Origin of the sequence: Pseudoduganella sp. LjRoot289 (assembly GCF_964252925.1) — a bacterium.
Classification (GTDB): domain Bacteria; phylum Pseudomonadota; class Gammaproteobacteria; order Burkholderiales; family Burkholderiaceae_D; genus Rugamonas.
Genome location: NZ_CAXUPN020000001.1, coordinates 4,081,078 through 4,097,613, shown reverse-complemented (window position 1 = coordinate 4,097,613; position 16,536 = coordinate 4,081,078). Strand labels below are relative to the sequence as shown.

The 16,536-nt window shown below is 64.4% G+C and carries 11 protein-coding genes; 4 read left to right on the top strand and 7 right to left on the bottom strand.

Translation table 11 applies throughout. The features are described from left to right. Window positions 1–66: 66 nt before the first annotated feature. Window positions 67–2,784, top strand: coding sequence for a M16 family metallopeptidase (locus ACSQ8Y_RS17465; RefSeq protein WP_436267702.1), 2,718 nt, complete (start codon window positions 67–69; stop codon window positions 2,782–2,784). A 69-nt stretch (window positions 2,785–2,853) separates the two neighbouring features. On the opposite strand, the gene ACSQ8Y_RS17460 is transcribed toward ACSQ8Y_RS17465, so the two are convergent. Beyond that, complete coding sequence (locus tag ACSQ8Y_RS17460) at window positions 2,854–3,594, bottom strand: GntR family transcriptional regulator (RefSeq protein WP_436267701.1); 741 nt, start codon at window positions 3,592–3,594, stop codon at window positions 2,854–2,856. 365 nt (window positions 3,595–3,959) lie between these two features. Between ACSQ8Y_RS17460 and ACSQ8Y_RS17455 the strand changes: the two genes are divergently transcribed. From ACSQ8Y_RS17455 to ACSQ8Y_RS17445, 3 genes are all read left to right on the top strand, one after another. After that, entirely contained in the window at window positions 3,960–6,602 is a 2,643-nt protein-coding gene (locus ACSQ8Y_RS17455) for a TonB-dependent receptor (RefSeq protein WP_436267700.1), read from the top strand. A 74-nt stretch (window positions 6,603–6,676) separates the two neighbouring features. Then, a complete protein-coding gene (locus ACSQ8Y_RS17450) occupies window positions 6,677–7,669 on the top strand; it encodes a glycosyl hydrolase (RefSeq protein ID WP_436267699.1) in 993 nt (330 codons plus the stop codon). Continuing rightward, on the top strand, window positions 7,666–8,853 hold the full coding sequence (locus ACSQ8Y_RS17445) for an acyltransferase family protein (RefSeq protein ID WP_436267698.1): 1,188 nt from the start codon (window positions 7,666–7,668) through the stop codon (window positions 8,851–8,853). The genes ACSQ8Y_RS17450 and ACSQ8Y_RS17445 overlap by 4 nt, the downstream gene beginning before the upstream one ends. 16 nt (window positions 8,854–8,869) lie before the next feature. Here ACSQ8Y_RS17445 and ACSQ8Y_RS17440 read toward each other — a convergent pair whose 3' ends face one another. From ACSQ8Y_RS17440 to ACSQ8Y_RS17415, 6 genes are all read right to left on the bottom strand, one after another. Further along, entirely contained in the window at window positions 8,870–10,132 is a 1,263-nt protein-coding gene (locus ACSQ8Y_RS17440; RefSeq protein ID WP_436267697.1) for a DUF5009 domain-containing protein, read from the bottom strand. Between the two features lie 73 nt (window positions 10,133–10,205). Next, entirely contained in the window at window positions 10,206–11,519 is a 1,314-nt protein-coding gene (locus ACSQ8Y_RS17435; RefSeq protein WP_436267696.1) for a tetratricopeptide repeat protein, read from the bottom strand. A 94-nt stretch (window positions 11,520–11,613) separates the two neighbouring features. Further along, the gene (locus ACSQ8Y_RS17430) at window positions 11,614–12,795 is read right to left on the bottom strand and encodes an ABC transporter ATP-binding protein (protein WP_436267695.1); all 1,182 of its coding nucleotides are present in this window, start codon (window positions 12,793–12,795) and stop codon (window positions 11,614–11,616) included. 3 nt (window positions 12,796–12,798) lie between these two features. Continuing rightward, entirely contained in the window at window positions 12,799–14,103 is a 1,305-nt protein-coding gene (locus ACSQ8Y_RS17425) for an MFS transporter (RefSeq protein ID WP_436267694.1), read from the bottom strand. Between the two features lie 121 nt (window positions 14,104–14,224). After that, window positions 14,225–15,721 carry a beta-N-acetylhexosaminidase gene (gene nagZ / locus ACSQ8Y_RS17420; protein WP_436267693.1) on the bottom strand — a complete coding sequence of 499 codons (1,497 nt, stop codon included), beginning with the start codon at window positions 15,719–15,721 and terminating at the stop codon, window positions 14,225–14,227. Further along, entirely contained in the window at window positions 15,718–16,533 is an 816-nt protein-coding gene (locus ACSQ8Y_RS17415; RefSeq protein ID WP_436267692.1) for a carbohydrate ABC transporter permease, read from the bottom strand. The genes nagZ and ACSQ8Y_RS17415 overlap by 4 nt, the downstream gene beginning before the upstream one ends. Window positions 16,534–16,536 lie beyond the last annotated feature (3 nt).

Below are 16,536 nucleotides of genomic sequence, written 5' to 3'. Positions count from 1 at the left end.
ATTCACACATTGTCACATTGTCATGTGCGATTAGGGTAGGATGAAGTTTTGCCCTCCTGCCTACACATGAAACTACAACTGACGGCGCTGCGCGCCACCATGCTGCTGTGCGGCCTGACGCTGCTGCCCCCCTCCCTGGCCCTGGCGCAATCGCTGCCGTCCGGCGTCGTCAAAGGTCCGTCGGTCGAAGGCATCACCGAGTACCGCCTGCCCAATGGCCTGAAAGTGCTGCTGTTTCCGGACGCCTCCAAGCCCACCGTCACCGTCAACGTCACCTACCTGGTCGGCTCGCGCCACGAGAACTACGGCGAAACCGGCATGGCCCACCTGCTGGAGCACATGATGTTCAAGGGTGCGCCCAGGAACCGCAGCATCCCGCAGCAGTTCGCCGACCGGGGCATGGAGTACAACGGCACCACGTCCTACGACCGGACCAACTACTACGAAGTGTTCCAGGCCGGCGGCGACAACCTGAAATGGGCGCTCGACATGGAAGCGGACCGCATGGTCCATTCCTTCGTCGCGAAGAAAGACCTGGATTCGGAAATGACGGTGGTGCGCAACGAGTACGAGAGCGGCGAGAACAGCCCGTTCGAAGTGCTGCTCAAGCGCATGCAGAGCGTGGCCTACGACTGGCACAGCTACGGCCGATCCACCATCGGCAACCGCAGCGACATCGAGAACGTCAAGATCGAGAACCTGCAGGCCTTCTACCGCACCTACTACCAGCCGGACAACGCGGTGCTGCTGGTGGCCGGCAAGTTCGACCCGGCGCAGACGCTGGCGTGGATTTCCAAATCCTTTGGCGCGATTCCGAAACCCAAGCGCAAGCTGCCGCCTTTCTGGACCGTGGAACCGACCCAGGATGGCGAACGCTCCTTCCTCGTGCGCCGAAAGGGCGATATCCAGATCGTCGCGCTGGGCTACAAGATCCCGGCCGCGCTGCACGACGACAGCGACGCGCTCAGTTTCATGTCCGAGATATTGAACGACACGCCGAACGGCCGCCTGCACAAGGCGCTGGTGGAAACCGGCAAGGCCGCGCAGGTGTTCAGCTTCGGCCAGACCGGCTACGCGCCGGGCCTGCAGCTGATAGGCGCCGTGGTGAAGGCTGGCCAGCCTTTGGAGCCGGTGCGCGAGGAGCTGATCGCGGCGGTGGAAGGCTTCGCCAAGACGCCGCCGACCGAGGAAGAGATGGCGCGCGTGCGCCGCAACATCGGCAACAGCATCGAGAAGGCGCTCAACGATCCGCAGAAAGTGGGCGTGGCGCTGTCGGAGCAGATCGCGCTGGGAGACTGGCGCCTGATGTTCCTGGGCCGCGACAGTCTGGCCAAGGTGACGCCGCAGCAGGTGGCCAAGGCCGCCGCCGCCTACCTGAAGCGCGACAACCGCACCGTCGGCTCCTTCGTGCCCGAGGACGCGCCGCAGCGCGCGGAAATCACCGCCGCGCCGGCGGTGGAGAAGGTGATGCAGGACTTCAAGGGCAAGGAGAATACGCTGGTGTCGGAGGTGTTCGATCCGAGCCAGGCCAATATCCTGAAACGCACCGAACTGAAAACCATAGGCGGGTTGAAACTGGCGCTGCTGCCGAAGAAGAATCGCGGCGAGACGGTGGCCGTGGAACTGCGCTTGCACTGGGGCGACGAGAAGAACCAGTTCGGCAAGTCCATCGTGGCCGCCGCCGCCGGCCAGATGCTCACGCGCGGCACCAGCAAATACAGCCGCGCGCAGCTGGCGGACGCGATGGAGAAGCTGAAGATGTCGGGCAGCGTGTACCACTTCGACACCACGCGCAGCAACCTGGGCGACGCGCTGCGCCTGGCCGCGCACGTGCTGAAGGAGCCTTCGTTCGACGCGGCCGAATTCGAGCAGATGCGTTCGCAATGGCTGGTGGGCGTGGAAGCGGCGCGCAACGAGCCGCAAGTGCTCGCGTCCACCGCGCTGGCGCAGCACTACAACCACTATCCCAAAGGCGATGTGCGCTATGTGATGAGCGTGGACGAGCAACTGGCGGCCATCAAGGCGCTGACGCTGGACGAGGTCAAGGCCTACCACCGCGAATTCTACGGCGCCTCGCACGGCGAGCTGGCCATCGTCGGCGACTTCGATTCGCCGGCCGCGCAAGCGGTGGTGGCGGAGGAACTGGGCAACTGGAGCAGCAAGGCGAACTACGCGCGCGTGCTGGATGCGAACGTGGAGCGCGCGCCGCTGCATAAGGTGATCGACACGCCGGACAAGGAGAACGGCTTCTACTCCGCGCGCGTGGACATCGACATGAACACCGAAGACCCGGACTTCGTGGCGCTGGAACTGGCCAATTACATCTTCGGCGACGGCGGCCTGAAGTCGCGGCTGATGGACCGCATCCGGCAGAAGGACGGGCTGTCGTACGGCGGCGGTTCCGGCCTGTCGGTGAGCGATGTCGACCGCGCCAGCAACCTGAGCATTTCGGCGATCGCCGCACCGCAGAACCTGAAGAAACTGGAAGCGGCGATCCGCGAAGAAGTGGCGCGCGCGCTGAAGGACGGCTTCACGGCGGCGGAGGTGGCGGGCGCCAAGTCGGGCATGCTGCAGCAGCGCATCCAGAACCGTTCGCAGGACGGCATCCTGGCGGGCGGCTGGGCCAACTTCCTGTACCTGAACCGCACGTACGCGTGGAGCCAGGCATACGAAGACAAGCTGAAGGCGCTGACGCCGGCGCAGGTGAACGCCGCCTTCCGCAAGGCGGTGGACGTGAACAAGCTGAGCGTGGTGGTCGCCGGCGACCAGAGCAAAGCGAAGTAAGGTGTCATCCCGCAGCGGCGGACCGCCGCGCAGGCGGGGCATGGGTTCCCGCCTGCGCGGGAATGACCGTTACGGGGTGCTCAGTTCCGCCACGAAGTCGTACATATCTCCCCTGAAGTAGGAGCGGCAGAACTCCACCGCGCGGCCGTCGCGCAGGAAGCCTAGCCGCTCCACTGCCAGCCCCGCGTCTCCCTCTTTCGCCTGCAGCAGCGCGGCCTGTTCCGCGTTGAGCAGCAGCGCGCTCAATCGCTGCAAGGCGCGCACCGGACGGTGGCCCGCGCTCTCCAGCGCCTCGTACATCGACACGTCGACCGACTCCAGCGAGGGCAGGGCGTCGGCCACGATGGTCGCGTATTCCAGGCACATCGGTATCTCGTCCGCGTACCGTATGCGGTTGAAGCGGTACACCGGCGCGCCGGGACTGAGCCGCAGCCGCAGCGCTTCCTCCGGCGTCACCGTGCCTTCCGAACGCTTGAGCCAAACGCTGCGCGGCGTGCGTCCGCGCGCCCGCATGTCCTCGGAAAAAGAGGTCAGCTTGGCGAAGTTCTTTTCGATCCGGGTGTTGATGAAATTGCCCGATCCTGCGCGGCGCACCAGCAGGCCTTCGTCCACCAGGCCGTCGATCGCCTTGCGCACCGTGATGCGCGAGACCGACAGGTCGTTGGCCAGCTGGCGCTCGGCCGGCAGAGCTTCCTCCGGGCCGAAGATGCGCTTGTCGATGGCTTCCCGCAGCGCGCGCTGCAACTGCTGGTACAGGGGCTGGCTGCTGGTCTGCCCCAGGTGCTGCATGATTTGTGCGAGCGATGTCATGTCTCTGTGTCCCCGTCTTTGTGCTCTGTTTTGTGCTCTTTTTATACGCTACTGGTCCGTTTTGATAATACCAAAAAAGACCGGGCCGCCGGCGGTTTGTATTGCACTAGTGCAATCGCAGAGGGAGATAGCGCTAACTATGCTGCATTGTTCGCAAAGTGGTCTGTGTGGCACATACAACATGTGAAAAAAATACGAAAACTGGTAGTGTTCTGGTATTGGATGAGAGTATATTGGCGTTGAATTGGTTTTGTTAGTGGTTGTATAGAAGGATCTGCAGGACGTTGCGGGGAGCGCGGCGGGCTGGCAAGGGATCTACTTAAACGGACGGGCTTTCACCGAGAGCCTCAATCAAGGGGGAGTACATGAAGCGCAATTTGACACCGATCGCCACTGCGGTCGCCATCCTGATCACCAGCACCGCCGCCATGGCGCAGGATGCATCCAAGACGCCTGATACGGTGGTCACCGTGACCGGTGTGCGTGCGGCATTGGCGCAGTCGATCAACCAGAAGCGCAACGCCGACTCGCTGGTGGAAGTGATTACCGCCGAAGACGTGGGCAAGATGCCGGATAAGAGCGTCGCCGATTCGTTGCAGCGCGTGCCTGGCGTGTCCGTCGCCACCGCCGGCGGCACCGAGGGCGGTTTCGGTGAGAATGACCGCGTCAGCCTGAAAGGCACTCCGTCCAACCTGACCCTGACTACGCTGAACGGCCATACCGTGTCGAGCGGCGACTGGTACATTTCCAACATCACCGGCGGCGGCCGTTCGGTCAGCTACTCGATGTTCCCGTCCGAACTGATCGGCCGCGTGACCGTGCATAAGAGCTCGCAGGCCAACCTGACCGAAGGCGGCGCCGCCGGTAACGTCGACATCGAAACCCGCAAGCCGCTGAGCTTCAAGAAGCCCGTGACCCTGATGGGTTCCATCGAAGGCGCCTACGGCGATTCGGCCAAGAAGACCGACCTGCAAGTGAGCGGCCTGGTGAACTGGAAGAACGAAGAGAACAATCTGGGCGTGCTGTTCCAGGTCTTTGACGAGAAGCGCACGCTGCGCCGCCTGGGCCAGGAATTCCTGTGGTGGGACAAGCTCACCAAGGGCTTCGCACCCGACTGGATCGCAAAAAATCCGGAAGTGGAAAACAAATACCTGTCCATGCTGACAGGCTCCGCGCTGTTCCAGCAAAAGCGTGAACGCAAGGGCGGCATGGTGGACGTGCAGTTCAAAGTCAACAACGACTTTTCCTTCGACGTCAGCGGCTTCTACACCCGCCTGGACGCGGACAACGTCAACGCCAACTTCATGCTGGCGCCATACCAGCCGCTGTCGAACAACTGGTCCGGCGTGGGCGGCGTGATTCCGTCGGCTTACACCGTCACCGGCAACCAGATCACGTCGATCACCTTCCCGAAAACCTGCCCGGTCGCCAGCTGCGCCAATATGGGCCCGTCGGTACAGGACATCATCGCCCGTCCAGGCTCGTACAGCGACTCCAAGTTCGTCAACGTGGACTGGAAATACCGCGTCAACAACGACCTGAACTTCACCGGCCAGATCGGCACCACGCGCGGCACCGGTTACGCCCGCGACTATGGCTATGAAGCCTGGCTGGCCTACTCGGGCAACAGCCTGACCATGCACGGCATGTCGCCGGCGACCGTCACCGTGGACAACGCGGGCACCTTCAGCCCGCGCACCGGCGCCGATTTCTTCGGCGGCTGGGCATCGGACACCACCGCCAAGGACAAGGAAACCTACGGCCAGGTGGACGGCACCTACAAGACCCCATGGGACCTGGTGCCCACTATCCGCATGGGCCTGCGCACCGCCAAGCATGACCGCCAGCTGACCTGGCTGGCCGGCACCCTGGCGCCTGCGGCTTCGCTGCTGGCCAACCGTCCTACCGGCATGACGACCTTCCCGACCAGCCCGTTGGACAACGTGCTGCAGAACCCATGGACCTTCACCGCCGGTTCGATGAAGGAGTGGGGCGACAAGTATGTGACCTTCGACAGCCACTCCTACCAGAACGAGTTCCAGATCGCCGAGAAAGCGCACGCCGCCTACGCGATGGGCGACGTGAACCTGGGCGCGGTGACGGGCAATATGGGTGTGCGTTTCGTGAAAACCGAGATCAACGTGGCCAACGGTTCGGGCAACAATTCCTGGAATCCGGTCTACACCTCGAAGACCTACAACGACTTCCTGCCTAGCCTGAACCTGCGCACCGACCTGTCGAGCAACGTGGTGCTGCGCGGCGCGGCCAGCCGCACCATGGCGCGGCCGGACTTCGGCGCACTGGGTTCGCTCAGCCTGAACGACCTGACCTTCTCTGGCACCGGCGGCAATCCCAACCTGAAGCCGATCTACTCGAACAACGTCGAGGCCGGCGTCGAGTGGTATTTCATGCCGAAATCGCTGATCGCGATGAACGTGTACGACATGCACCTGGGTTCCTACGTGACCTTCGGTTCCTCGGTTGCGCAGTTCTTCAACCAGTCGACCCACTCGATCACGAACTACAACATGAGCTCGGCCTTGAACACCAAGGCCCGCGTGAAAGGCGTGGAGCTGCAGTACTCGCAGGACCTGGGCAACGGCTTCGGCGCCAGCGTGAACTACACCTATGCGGACGGTAAGGAAACCGGCAAGGCGCCTAAATCGGCCTGTGCGGACCTGGGCGACTGCAGCATGATAGGCACCTCGAAGAACTCGTACAACGCCAGCGTGTTCTACGAGAACGACAAGTTCAGCGCACGCGTGAACTACAGCTTCCGTTCGGCCTTCCTGAATGGCCTGGACCGCAACAGTGCGATCTACCAGGACAAAGTGGGCACCGTGTCGCTGGCGCTGAACTACAACCTGACCGAGAACCTGACGCTGTCGTTCGAAGGCAAGGATCTGAACGATCCGCTGCTGAAGTCCTACGCCACCAGCAAGGACCAGCCACGCGCGTTCTACAAGAACGGCAAGCAGTTCTTCCTGGGCGTACGCGGCAAGCTGTAATGCCGCCTGAAGTCTGACGCTGTACAGGGCAGGGCTTCCATGGAGGTCCTGCCTTTTTTCTTATTGGAGCGGGAATGCATTACTTGATCAAACCGGTGCTGGTGGCCAGCGCTTTGGCCATGACGGGGCACATGGCGCAGGCGGCGCCGCGCGTTGTCTACAGCCCATACAAACACCTGGCGATGCACAACGACCCGGCCAGCAACGTCATCACCGTGGCGCCGGACGGCAAGCGCGTGCCTTACCTGGCGCATAGCAAGCAAACGCTGACCTGGGCGTTCGCCAGCGGCGAATGCGGCGACGAGAACTGGGGCGGGCAGCCGGCGCAAGCCGTGGCGGATGCCAACGTGGCTGCCTTCGCGGCGGCAGGCGTGGGCTACATCATTTCCACTGGCGGGCAAGGCAAAGAATTTAGCTGCGGCAGCGACGAGGGCATGGAGCGCTTCATCAAGCGCTACGAATCGGCGCAGCTGATCGGCATCGACTTCGACATCGAAGCGGGCCAGACGAAGGAGCAAACCGATGCGCTGGTGCAGCGCATCGCGGCGGCACAGGCCCGGCGTCCGCAACTGCGCTTCAGCTTTACCGTTGCCACGCATGCTGCGTCCGATGGCAGCGGCCATAGCTTGAACGGGATGGCCGAGACGGTGCTGGCGGCGGTGCGCCGCAGCGGCCTGGCCGGCTACACGCTGAACATCATGGTGATGGACTACGGACCGGCCGCAAAGAATGTGTGCGTGGTGGGCAAGGGTCGCTGCGATATGGGCGCGTCCGCGCTACAGGCAGCGCGCAACGTGCATGAGAAATATCAGGTGCCGTACGAGCAGATCGAGCTGACCGCCATGATAGGTGTTAACGACGTGGTGGAGAACGTCTTCACGATGGCCGACATGAACACCATGACCCGCGGCGCGCGCCAGTTGAAACTGGCGGGCCTGCATTTCTGGTCGACCGACCGCGACACGCCCTGCCGCACCGAAGTCAAAGGCGCGGACGCCACCTGCAGCGGCATGCCTGGCGTGCCGGCGGGCGCTTACGGACGCGCGTTGGCCAAGGCTGCCCGATGAACGGCGTGCCGGCCGCAGCACCCTGCGTCTCGCCGAACGACTCGCCCAGCGCCGCATCGTGCGCTGGCGCTGGCCTTGCCCCCAGCCGCTACCTGTCGCTCGACGTGCTGCGTGGCCTCACCGTCGCGCTGATGATCATCGTGAACACCCCCGGCGACTGGAACACGGTCTTCGCGCCGCTGCTGCATGCGCAATGGCACGGCTTCACGCCGACCGACTGGGTCTTTCCCACCTTCCTGTTCGTGGTCGGCAATGCGCTCAGCTTCGCGCTGCCTAAGTACGCGCGTATGGGCAACGGCGCCGTGCTGGCCAAGGTCGGCAAGCGCAGCGCCACCATCTTCCTGCTCGGTTTCCTGCTGTTCTGGTTCCCCTTCGTGGCCGTGGACAGCGCGGGCAACTGGGGCTTGATTCCACTGTCGGGCACGCGCATCCCCGGCGTGCTGCAGCGAATCGCCCTGTGCTTCGGCCTGGCCTCGCTGATCCTGCATTTCTGGAAGGCGAAGGGCGCGCTGGTCTACAGCTTGCTGGCACTGCTGGCCTACTGGGTGGTGCTGGCGCTGTGCGGCGACTACACGCTGGAGGGCAATGCTCCCGCCAGGTTCGACCTGTGGCTGCTGGGCGAACGCCATCTCTACCACGGTGAAGGCCTGCCTTTCGATCCGGAAGGCATGCTGGGCACCATCCCGGCGACCGTCAACGTCATCGCAGGCTACTTCGCGGGCAGGCTCATACTGGCGAAAGGCGCGAGCTACGAAACGCTGGCGAAGCTGATGATGGCCGGCGTGCTCTGTGCCGGCGCCGCGTTGTGCTGGGATCTGGCCTTCCCGATCAACAAGAAACTGTGGACCAGTTCCTATGTGCTGTACACCATAGGCCTGGACCTGCTGGTGCTGCCGCTGTTGATCTACATTATCGAAATGCGCGGCCAGCGTGGCTGGACCTACTTCTTCGAAGTGTTCGGCAGGAACACGCTGTTCATTTATCTGCTGTCCGAGCTGGCCGTGGTGGTATTGGCGAAGACGCAGCTTGGCAAGCGCAACGGCTACGACTGGCTATACGCCAATACCTTCCAGTCGCTGGCCCCGCCGAAGATGGCCTCGCTGCTGTTCGCCGTCAGTTTCATGCTGGCCTGCTGGGCGGTCGGCTATGTGATGGACCGCCGCCGCATCTACGTTAAAGTCTGAGAAGAGCGCGTCCAGGCTAGAATTTCAGGCGCAGGCCGGCGCGGTTGGCCAGCGCAGTCAGGCCCATCATGGCCATGGTCAGCGCGGCGGCGTTCAGCAGTCCGGCGCTGCCGCCCGACTCCAGGTAAGGCCACCAGATGCGCGGCAAGTGCAACAGCGCCGCCAACTGGTCCCACAAATCCGGCGCGACATACGCGAACAGCGCATTTTCCCCCGCCGGCATCAGCACGGCGCTCCACGCCCGCCACTGCAGCACGTCGATCAGCACGTAAAACAGCAGGAACAGCGCCAGCACCAGCCCGGCGCATACCAGCGAGTAGGACTCGGTGGCGTGGATCTTGTTGATGCCGTGGTAGGGCCTCAGCAGCATGCCGGCCGCGAACAGCGCCGTCGCGAACACGGCCATGAAGACCATGCGGCGGCGGTGCAGCGCCATGGAGGCCAGCTTCGCAGCCAAGTCCGGAGCCAGGTCCGGAGCCAAGTTTGCAGCCAAGTTTGCAGCCAAGTTCGCAGCCAACTTCGCATCCCGCAGGCGGCGCAGGAATAGCGTACCCACCAGAGTTCCCGCCAGTACGTTGGCTGCGGTGGAGCCCAGCACCTGGGGCACGTTCACGAATTCGTTCAGCGCTTGCGGGATGGGGAGGGCGCCGGCGGTGCCGCCCATGTACAGCACGACGAGCAGCGCCAGTGCGCCCATCAGCACCGTCGCATTGCCGTTCGCAGCCAGGTAGATCAGGCTGCACAGCAGGTAAGCCCAGCCTATCATTCCAAGGATGCCCCACCAGGAATGCTGCAGATAGACACTGCTGAATTCCGGATTGCGCTGGCCACGGAAGGCGGCGAGCAGGAACAGCATCAGCGCCAGGCCGGCCCAGAAGGCGGGACCGCGCTGCGCGGTCTGGCGCCACAGCAGCACCATGGCCGCGTAGAACAGCAGGAAATAGACTGCGCGCGGCAGCAGGGCGGCGGCATCGTCGTAGCGGTAGGCGTTCGCCAGCACCACGCCCGCCACCATCAGGCTGCCCGCGCGCCAGGCCAGGCGGCCCATCAGCGCGGCGCTGAAACGGCCCTGTTCCTTGTGCAGCGCGAGCGGAATGGCGATGCCGACGATGAACAGGAAGGCCGGGAACACCAGGTCCGGCAGTGTGATGCCGTCGGCCCTGGGGCCCGTGTGTTTGAGCCAGTACGGGATGGCCGGCATCTCTGCAATGTAGTTCACCCAGATCATGGCCAGGATGACGAAGCCGCGGAACGCGTCGAGACTGAGGAGACGTGGCATGAAAGGAAATAAAAGGCGAAAAAAAGCCAGGGTCAATAACTTATGACCCTGGCTCTTTTATACGTGGTTCAAATTACTTGGCTGCGGAGGCAGACGCAGCGTTCGCGACAGGGCGGTTGACCCACAGCGTCCAGTAGCGGGCCAGGTCGGCGCGGCCGTCGGCGCCTTGCACGGTTTCCAGTACCTTGACCGCTTCGTCCTTCTTGCCGGCCATCGCGTAGGAGTAGCCCAGGCGCAGCTTGGCGTCTTCGGGGTTCTTCAGGCCGCCCTTGGCGATACCTTCCTTGATCAGTTCAATCCCCTTGTCGAACTGTTCCAGCGTGACGTAGGCGTAGCCCAGGTTGACTAGGCCGGTGCCGTCTTTCGACTTCTTGGCCGACGCTTCGCCGGAGGCGATGTTCTTGGTGTCGTCCGCAGCCTGTTTGTCGGCCTGCGCGCGCAGCTTCTTGTGCTTGTCGGCGTTGTTGCCCACGCCCAGCACGCCGGCGGCGTAGCCCGCGTCGACGGCCTTCTTGGCTTCGATCGGCTGGCCGGCCAGCAGCGCCAGTTCAGCCATCTCGGTGTAGTCTTCCTGCGCCATCTTCGACACGGCGGCCTTTTGCAGGCGGTAGACGTCCAGCGCGAAGCGGTTCGAGTAGGTCGCCTTGCCCTGGGTGCGGCTCAGCAGGTCGACCCAGTAGTCGTCGGTCGGGTAGTACTGCACCAGCTTCTCGACGGCCACCAGGTAGGTCGCGGTGTCTTTCGACTTGGCGCCGGTGTTGGCCAGCAGTTGCAGTTCTTCCAGCGTCGGCGCCTTGCCGGCCTTGACGTTCGCGTCCAGGTCCTTCAGCAGTTCAGCCTTGGCGGTGGCGAAGTCGTTGCTGAAGTAGTAGGCGCGCAGAATATAGGGACGCAGCTTCTTGGTGTCGCCGGTCAGCTCGGCGTACTTGTTGAAGGTCGCGATGGCCTTCGGGTAGTCCTTGGTGTTGTAGTACAGATTGCCCAGCGCCTGCACGAAGTCGGCCTGGTCGGCCGGCGGCAGCTTGCCCGACGCCAATACGGCTTCGAGGCCGCTGATGGTCATCGCGTTGTTCGAAGTGGCCGAACCCAGGGACACGCGCATGCGGTTCATCACGAACGATTCGTACGGGGTCAGGTTGGGCAGCGCTTCGGACTGGGTGAGGCGGTTCTGCACTTCGGCGTAGTTTTTCGCCGTCATCAATTCCTTGATCTGGGCCGGGTCCAGCAATTTGAAGAGTTCAGGACGCACGGTGTCAGGCTTCGGTGCTTCCGGTGCGGGCGCGGCGGCTTTGTCAGCGGCGTGCGCGCCAACCAGCAGCGCTGGTGCAAAATTCAAGCCGAGTGCGGCAACGATCAGGCTGGTACGTGCGAAACGAAACTTGGACATGGACAATCCTTCAATCTAAATAAAGACAAACGCGTATTCTCCCATAAATCGGAGCGCCTGCCGGGGTTCAAGAGTGCGCGAATTGTAACGGCTGTTACATGCTGCGGGCGAACGCCAGGCCCTCGGCATTGAACAGCAGGCAGCGCGCCGGCGGCAGGTAAAGGCGGGCGGTGGCGCCGGGCGCCAGCTGCGTGCCCTCGGCGGACTGTTTGACCGCCACCATCTCCGCCACGCCCGGCAGGGCGGCGTAGACGATGGACAGGTCGCCCAGGTATTCGACATGGCCGACGGTGGCCTGCAGCAGGTTGGCGTCCTCGCCGCTGGCCGCCTCGGCCGCCGCCGCCGCTTCGGCCGCTGAAATGGGCGCGTCGATGCCGTCCGGGCCGGGCGCGGGCGGCGCGCGCAGGGCCATGTGCTCGGCGCGGATGCCCAGCGTCACGCGGTCGCCGCGCTGCGCCGCGCCGCCCTCGGCAGCCACTTCCACCAGCGCGCCGCCGGCCAGCATCACGGCCACATAGGTGGGTGAGGCCACCAGCACTTCGCCGGGAATGAAGTTCATTTTCGGCGAGCCGAGGAAACCGGCCACGAACAGATTGGCCGGATTGCTGTAGAGCTCATGCGGCGTGCCGACCTGTTCGACGCGGCCGGCGTTGAACACCACGATGCGCTCGCCCAAGGTCATCGCCTCCACCTGGTCGTGGGTGACGTAGATCATGGTGGTCTTCAGCTCCTGGTGCAGGCGGCTGATCTCCACGCGCATCTGCACGCGCAGGCTGGCGTCCAGGTTGGACAGCGGCTCGTCGAACAGGAACACCTCGGGCTTGCGCACGATGGCGCGGCCGATCGCCACGCGCTGGCGCTGGCCGCCGGACAGCTCCTTGGGCTTGCGCTTGAGCAGGGGCGTGAGCTGCAGCACGCCGGCGGCGCGCTCCACCGCCTCCTTGACTTCGGCCGCCTTGTGGCCGGCCAGCTTGAGGGCGAAGGCCATGTTCTCGTACACCGTCATGTGCGGGTATAGCGCATAGGACTGGAACACCATGGCGATGCGGCGCTCGGCCGGCGCCACGTCGTTGGCCAGGCGCTCGCCGATGTGCAGTTCGCCGCCGGTGATGCTCTCCAGGCCCGCGATCATGCGCAGCAAGGTGGACTTGCCGCAGCCGGAAGGGCCGACGAAGACGACGAATTCGCCGTCGCGGATGTCGAGGTCCACGCCATGGATGACGGGGTGCTTGGCGTCGTAGTGCTTGACGATGTTTTTCAGGCTGACACTGGACATGGCTTAGCTCGCGGTGGCCGCTTGCGCGGGTGCCGATTCGTCGTCCCTGCCGGCGCGGGAACGCATCGGTATCAGCTGCGACAGGACGAGGACGGGTATGGCGCTGAGCAGCACCCAGATGAAGAACTTCTGATAGCCCAGCGCGACCTGGATGTTCCCGCTGACCCATTTGAACAGCACGAAGCCGAGCTGCATCACGCCGGTGGAGAAGGCGTAGTGCGCGGTCTGGTATTTGCCAGGAGCGACCACCTGCATCATGTACAGGATGATGCCGACGAAGCCGAAGCCGTAGCCGAACATCTCCACGCTGAGCGCGACGCCGATGATCTTCAGGTCGGCGGGCTGGTAGGTGGACAGGAAGTAGAACGCCAGGTTGGGCAGGTTGACCGCGAGGATCAGCCACAGGATGGCGCGCTTGAGGCTGAGCCAGGACGTGAAGTAACCGCCCGCGATGCTGCCGATGATGAAGGCGATGGTGCCGGTGGTGCCGTACACGGCGCCCACTTCGGACGTCGTCAGTCCCAGGCCGCCCAGTTCGCGCGCCTCGCGCAGGAACAGCGGACCTATGGTCTGGATCTGCGCCTCCCCGGCGCGGAACAGGATGATGAAGAGGATGGAAACCCAGATGCCCGGCTTGTTGACGTAGTCGATGATCACGTCCTTCAAGGTGCGGGCGATGCCGGCGGCCGTGGTGTCGGGCGCGATGACGTTCCTGGCCAGCGGCAGCGACCAGCTGTGGTACAGGCCGAGGGCGATCATGGTGGCGGCCAGGATGCAGAAGATGATGGTCCAGGCGGGCACCACGCCCTGCGATTTTTCCAGGTAGCCGGCCAGGATCACCAGGCCGCCCAGCGAGATGAAGCGGCCGGCATTGAAGAAGGTGCCGGTCCAGCCGGCGTATTCGGCTTGCTGTTTTTCGCTCAGGCTGGCGATGTAGAGGCCGTCGCAGGCGATGTCGTGGGTGGCGGAGCAGATCGCCACCAGCGCCAGCATGGCGATGCAGGCGGACAGCCAGAACGGCAACTGCAGCGCCAGCGCAACCAGGCCGAGGCAGACCCCGCCCGCCAGCTGGAAGCCGACCACGATGATCTTTTTGCTGCTGGCCAGTTCCAGGAAGGGGCTCCACAGCGGCTTGAAAATCCACGCGGTGCCGATGTAGGCGGTCCAGTGGGCGATGTCGTCGTTCGGCACGCCCATGCTCTTCAACATCAGGCTGGCGATCAGCGCGACGGCGAAGAAGGGCAGGCCCTGCGCGAAGTACAGCGTCGGGACCCAGGCCAGCGGGCTGCGGTTGGTGGTCTTTTCCATGAAGTCTCTTCCTGTCTATTCTTATCGTGTCGCCGGCTGTCGTTCCCGCGCACGCGGGAACCCATACTCAGCATGGGTCGCGCAGGGGCGCACCGCCGCCTGCGCGAGGACGACAAGTTAACTACTCAAAGCCGGGGACCGGCACGCGGCCTTGCGCTTCCAGTTCGCCCGACAGCCACGCGTTGACCGCCTCCAGCGCGGGCTGGGCGAAGCCGTAAGTCATCAGCGCCGGGGCGGCGATGTCCAGCGCCTGGTAGGGATTCCACAGCGCCAGGTGCAAATCCGGCTTCCACGTCGCGCGCGGATGGTCGCCGTAGCGCAGGCGCGAGGTCGAGGCCAGCACGGTGTAGCGCCCGTCCTGCGGCAGCGCGGACCAGTCGAAGCTGTCGGCGTCCGAATAGGTCACCAGCTCCACGTCGTACAGTTTGCCCAGCGTCGCGGCGACCACGCTGGCCGGCACGCCCGCTTCGGACACGCCGTCGCTGACCACGTCCTGGCGCGCGACGAGGCGCAGCCTGGCGCCAGCGGCGGGACGCTGCGGATTGCCGCGCGCGGTCAGAGCGCGGCGCCAGCCTTCGGCCATGACGGCGCGGTCGGCCGCGTCCTCCCCGTATGGGCGCGGCTTGCACGGATAGGCTTGCGCCAGCGCGACTAGCCGCGCCAGGCGCTCGTCGACGCCTTCCTGCGACAGCGCACCCCTGGCCAGCGCGGCGGCGATGGCGTTCAGCGTTTCGTCCTGCGTTTCCGGGGTGCCCAGCGCCATCACCATGTCGGCGCCGGCGGCCAGTGCGCGCACGGCGGCGTTGCCCACGCCGTAGCGGCCGGCGATAGCGTGCATGTCCATGCCGTCGGTGATGATCACGCCGCGGTAGTCCCAGCGCTTGCGCAGCAGGCCGTCCAGGATGGCGGGCGACATCGTGGCCGGGTTGTCGGCGTCGATGGACGGGTAGACGATGTGCGCCGTCATCATCGCTGGCGCATGGCCGGCGGACAGCTGGAAAGGTTTGAACTCGAAGTTTTCCAGCTCGGACAAAGGCTTGTCCACGGTCGGCAGGTCTCGATGCGAATCGACGTGGGTGTCGCCGTGGCCGGGGAAGTGCTTGACGCAGCAGGCCACGCCCTCGGCGTGGCTGCCCGCCATCCAGGCCATCGCCAGCTCGGCCGCGCGCTGCGGCTCGGCGCCGAAGGAGCGTTCGGCGATCACCGGGTTGCGCGGATTGTTGTTCAGGTCCAGCACCGGCGCGAAGTTCCAGTTGAAACCCAGCGACTTGACTGCGCGCGCCACGGCGGCGCCGGTGCGGCGGGCCAGTTCCGTGTCGTCGGCCGCGCCCAGGCCCATGGCTGCCGGCGGCGCCGGCACCCAGGTCGAACGCACCACGGCGCCGCCTTCCTGGTCGATGGCGATCAGCGCGTCCGGGCCCATGACGGCGCGCAAGTCGGCGGTCAGCTTGCCCAGCTGTTCCGAGTCCACCATATTGCCGCGGAACAGGCACACGCCACGGATGTTGTTGGCGCTGATGAAATCGGCGGTGGCCGCGTCCAGCACCGTGCCGGGGAAGCGGATCATGATCATCTGGCCCGCGATGCGGCGCAGTTCTTGGTGGTTGAGGTGCATCATTTAACAGCTCCGTCCATGCCGCGCATGAAATATCGTTGAGTGAAAAGGAAGGCTGCCAGGGTAGGCAGGATGGTGAGCACCGTGCCGGCGGCGATCACGCGGGTACTGCTGCCGAAGGTGCCGCGCAAATACAGCACGCCCACCGACAGCGGAAATTCGTCCGGCTTGCTCATCACGATGGATGGCCAGATGTATTCGTTCCAAGCCTCCACCGCCGTCAGGATGCCGACCGTGGCCAGCCAGGGCGCAATCAGCGGCAGCATGATGCGGGTGAAGATGATCCATTCCGAAGCGCCATCCACGCGGGCCGCGTCGATCAGGTCTTGCGGCACTTCCTCGAAGGCCTGCTTGAGCAGCAGGATGGCGACCGCCGTGACGACGTTGGGCAGGATCACGCCGGCGTAGGTGTCGACCAGGCTCAGTTTCGTCACCGTGATGAAGTTGACCAGGAAGTTCACCTCCGACGGCAGCACCAGCGTGGCCAGGATCAGGCCGAACACCAGCTGGCGGCCCTTGAAGCGCATGCGCGCCAGCGGATAGGCGGCCATGGAGCACAGCACCAGCTTCCAGAACACGGTGCAGGCGGCGATGAGGACCGAATTTTTGAAGAAGGCCAGGAAGGGGATGACGCGGAACGCCTCCTCAAAATTCACCAGTGACGGCGACCTGGGCCAGAAGGTGGGCGGGAAGGAGAAGATATTGCCTTCCGTGGAAAGGGCGGTCACCACCGTCCACCAGAACGGGAATACGCACACCAGGGCGATGGCGCACAGCGCGGCGTAGTGCATGACGGTTTGGGCGCGTGGTTTCATCGG